The 3,104-nt window shown below is 71.8% G+C and carries 6 protein-coding genes; 5 read left to right on the forward strand and 1 reads right to left on the reverse strand.

Going from position 1 to position 3,104, the window contains the following annotated elements; all coding sequences use genetic code 11:
- Positions 1-304 (reverse strand): hypothetical protein (locus N866_RS17685; RefSeq protein ID WP_034229073.1); only part of this gene is annotated, 304 nt, incomplete at its 3' end.
- Between the two features lie 495 nt (positions 305-799).
- Here N866_RS17685 and N866_RS17690 point away from each other — a divergent pair.
- The 5 genes from N866_RS17690 to N866_RS17710 form a co-directional block, all read left to right on the forward strand.
- On the forward strand, positions 800-1,366 hold the full coding sequence (locus N866_RS17690; RefSeq protein WP_052023225.1) for a GNAT family N-acetyltransferase: 567 nt from the start codon (positions 800-802) through the stop codon (positions 1,364-1,366).
- 119 nt (positions 1,367-1,485) lie between these two features.
- Positions 1,486-1,758 carry a hypothetical protein gene (locus N866_RS17695; protein ID WP_034229075.1) on the forward strand — a complete coding sequence of 91 codons (273 nt, stop codon included), beginning with the start codon at positions 1,486-1,488 and terminating at the stop codon, positions 1,756-1,758.
- 40 nt (positions 1,759-1,798) lie between these two features.
- Complete coding sequence (locus N866_RS17700; RefSeq protein ID WP_034229077.1) at positions 1,799-2,251, forward strand: SRPBCC family protein; 453 nt, start codon at positions 1,799-1,801, stop codon at positions 2,249-2,251.
- A gap of 159 nt (positions 2,252-2,410) precedes the next feature.
- Positions 2,411-2,848 carry an STAS domain-containing protein gene (locus tag N866_RS20145; protein WP_052023226.1) on the forward strand — a complete coding sequence of 146 codons (438 nt, stop codon included), beginning with the start codon at positions 2,411-2,413 and terminating at the stop codon, positions 2,846-2,848.
- Positions 2,849-2,893: 45 nt separating this feature from the next.
- A partial coding sequence (locus tag N866_RS17710; protein ID WP_216699484.1) for a hypothetical protein occupies positions 2,894-3,104 on the forward strand: 211 nt, incomplete at its 3' end.

Below are 3,104 nucleotides of genomic sequence, written 5' to 3' on the forward strand. Positions count from 1 at the left end.
ACCGGTGGATCAGGGCTGAGACGGGGTCCTCGACATCGGCGGCGAACCCCATCCGTGCGCGACTCCTCTCCAGGCGATCACGTAGTCCCTGCTCGTCCCTCTCGGGAGTGATCAGGAGCGATACGGGGCCGTCGACAACTCCCTTGATCGCGACCACGCGGCCGTCGGGCGTGTATGCCCGCTCGTACTCTCCGTCGAGCACGTCGATGGACTCCATGTGGGCCGCGGCGTCCTCAAGTCGTGGAAAGGCCATGACCTCTCCGTCGCGGTCGAAGACAAGGACCCCGTCGCGACGCTGCTCCATGGAGCAATCATGGGGCGATGGCCCATCCACTCGCCATGAGCCACGCTCGCTCGTCGGCATGACCGCGCGGGGGCAGCGCCGCTATCACACCTCAATCGCAGGGGCCCAGCGCCCGACGGGGTATCCGCCCATCGTGTAGGTAGAGGCAAGCACGTCGAGACATCGAGATAGCGGTCGAGGGCGGGCTCGTCCACGGCGGGTGGATCCCAACGCAGGGAGGCCCCGGACCGCGTTCAGCTCGTCCAGCAACGGGCGGGGCATGGCCCAGTCGATGCGGTTCCATGCGCGCGCTGGTCCAGGGTGTCACCGAAGGCCGCCAACCTCGGGAGGTAGGTCGGTTCAGATCTGGGTTGGAGCGTGTCCCCGCCAAGGTGTTGTTCGGGAGCGCCACGTGGTGGAGTTCCGCTTCAACGTGTGAGTACGTCGGATGGGCCCGCGTCATGGGCGGGCGTTGCCGCCCCGACCCGTGATCCCGCCCAGGGCTACGATGGGCGCGTGCTGGCGGGTGCGTCCGTAACCCTGCGCCAGGTCCGTGACGCGGACGTGGACGTGCTGTACGACGCCCACGCGGACATCCGGAACCGTGGTCCGTACTTCCCGCTGGGAGTCATGTCGCAGACCGAGTTCCGCGGTGAGTTCGCCCAGCACGGGTTCTGGCAGAAGGCCGAGGGGATGCTCGTCATCGAGTCCCCGGAGGGCGAGATCGCCGGCCACATCGAGTTCTTCCGCCCCGTCTCCTACTGGGATGCCTTCGAGCTGTCCTACCAGCTCTACGCCGACCAGCACGCCGGTCGCGGGTTCGTGACCGAGGCTGTCCAGCTGCTCGTGGACTACCTCTTCGCGACGAAGAAGGAGCACCGGATCCACCTGGTCATCGTCCCGGAGAACTCCGCGTCCCGACGCATCGCGGAGAAGTGCGGCTTCGTGCCGGAAGGAACCGTCCGGGGCGCGTTCTTCAACGACGGCCGCAACCAGGACGTCCTGCTCTACTCGCTGCTGAGGACCGACCCGCGACCGTGGCACGGACCGGCAGGCGCCGACGTCCGCGCCCCGTCCACCTGACACGGTGGCCGGTCGGGACCAGACCACCACCGCTCGCCGTGCGTCGACTCGGGCCGGGTTCGCGCCGTCGGTCCCACGGAGGCTGCCGCGGCGATGTCGCCGTCACCTACGCTCCGGTCATGGCGAGGTTCGCGTTCCACCTCAGCGGGGCGTTCACGATCGACCTCGATCGCGTCGACCCGGGGCTGAGCGCCGTGGAGACGGTGCCGGACCTGGACGCCGCGGACGAGTATGCGCTCGGCCTGCTCGCCGACACCCGCCAGGCGCTCCACCACCACCTCGGTCTCGCGGCCCAGCAGCTCGCGCTGCACCTGCGGGAGGTGGAGGGCCTGGAGCTGGTCGGCGACCTCGTCATCGAGCTCGTCGACGCGGACGCGCCCGACGACGTCTGACCGGCCGGTCAGACCCCACCGACGATCGAGGGACGAGAGCATGCAGCAGGTCGAGGTCACCCGCCACGTCGCGGCACCACCGGAGCGGGTGTGGGCCCTGGCCACCGACCTCGCCGGTGCGCCGCGGGTGCTCAGCGGCGTGCAGCGGGTGGAGGTGCTCACCCCCGGCCCGTTCGCCGTGGGGACGCGCTGGCGGGAGACCCGCACGATGTTCGGCAAGGAGGCGACCGAGGAGATGGCGGTGACCGCCGTCGAGCCGCAGCGCTCGTACACCGTCGAGGCGGAGAGCTCGGGGGCCCGCTACGTGTCCACCTTCGCCTTCCACCCCTCGCCCGACGGCGGGACGGCCGTGGTGCTCACCTTCGGCGCCCAGGCGACGACCGGGGTCGCGAAGGTCATGGCGGTGCTCACGGGCCCCCTCGCGCGGCGGTCCGTCGAGAAGGCGCTGCGGGGGGACCTGGAGGACCTGGCCCGGGCGGCCGAGGCCGGCTGAGCGGTCCCGGTCCGCGCCCGCACGCGCTGCGGGCGCGGCCGGCCGACTGCAGGGTGGACACCCCCGTTCTCGCCAGGTGAGCGGATCCGGCGCTCACGCTGCGCCCCAAGATCACCGCGCGTAGGGTCGGACCTCTGCACTCGACCGAAGGGCACAGCGATGGAGCTGCAACCGGCTACCGGGGTCGATCCCCCCGCGGTCGACCTCGACCCGACCCCCGGCGGCGCTGCCGTCGGCCCCCCTCCGCTGCCGCCGGCGCAGCCCGTTCCGGTCGAGAGCGTCCCGTCCGTCGACGAGTTCGCGGGCTCGGTGACCGTCACCCGGCAGGACGACCACGTCGTCGTGCTCCTCGTCGGCGAGATCGACGTCGAGATGAAGGACGAGCTGTTCGACGCGCTCCAGGAGGCCGCCCGGCACGGGGTGGCCGTGCGGGTGGACTGCGGTGCGGTGACCTTCATCGACTCCACCGGCATCAGCGGGCTCGCCTGGCTCGCCAACCTCGCCGCCGAGGTCCCCTGCCTCGTCGCGGTGCCGCCGGTGATGTACGAGCTGCTCCAGCTCACCGGCATGGACCACGTCTTCCGCTTCGCGACCTGACCACCGAGCAGTCCCGTGGACGGGGGCGGGCCGTAGCCTGGCGTCGTGCGGCACCCGCCGGAGGACATGGTCGACGTCGACCTCGGGCCCGGCGGCGACGACGAGGGCCCGGGCCAGCCGTCCGAGCCGGCACGCCCGCTCACGCCGCCGCTGCCCGACCCGGGGGACCGGGACCGGACCCGCCGCCGCATCGCCCAGGTCCTCGTCCTCGCACTCGTCATCGGGGCCGCGGCCGCGCTCGGGGGCCGCGCGGTCG

This window comes from Actinotalea ferrariae CF5-4, assembly GCF_000603945.1.
In the GTDB taxonomy this organism is placed as follows: domain Bacteria; phylum Actinomycetota; class Actinomycetes; order Actinomycetales; family Cellulomonadaceae; genus Actinotalea; species Actinotalea ferrariae.

What these genes read in the sequence shown, in the direction of transcription:
- N866_RS17695 (WP_034229075.1), top strand. Translation starts at nt 1,486, where the DNA reads ATGGCGAGGTTCGCGTTCCACCTCAGCGGGGCGTTCACGATCGACCTC.
- N866_RS17700 (WP_034229077.1), top strand. Translation starts at nt 1,799, where the DNA reads ATGCAGCAGGTCGAGGTCACCCGCCACGTCGCGGCACCACCGGAGCGG.
- N866_RS20145 (WP_052023226.1), top strand. Translation starts at nt 2,411, where the DNA reads ATGGAGCTGCAACCGGCTACCGGGGTCGATCCCCCCGCGGTCGACCTC.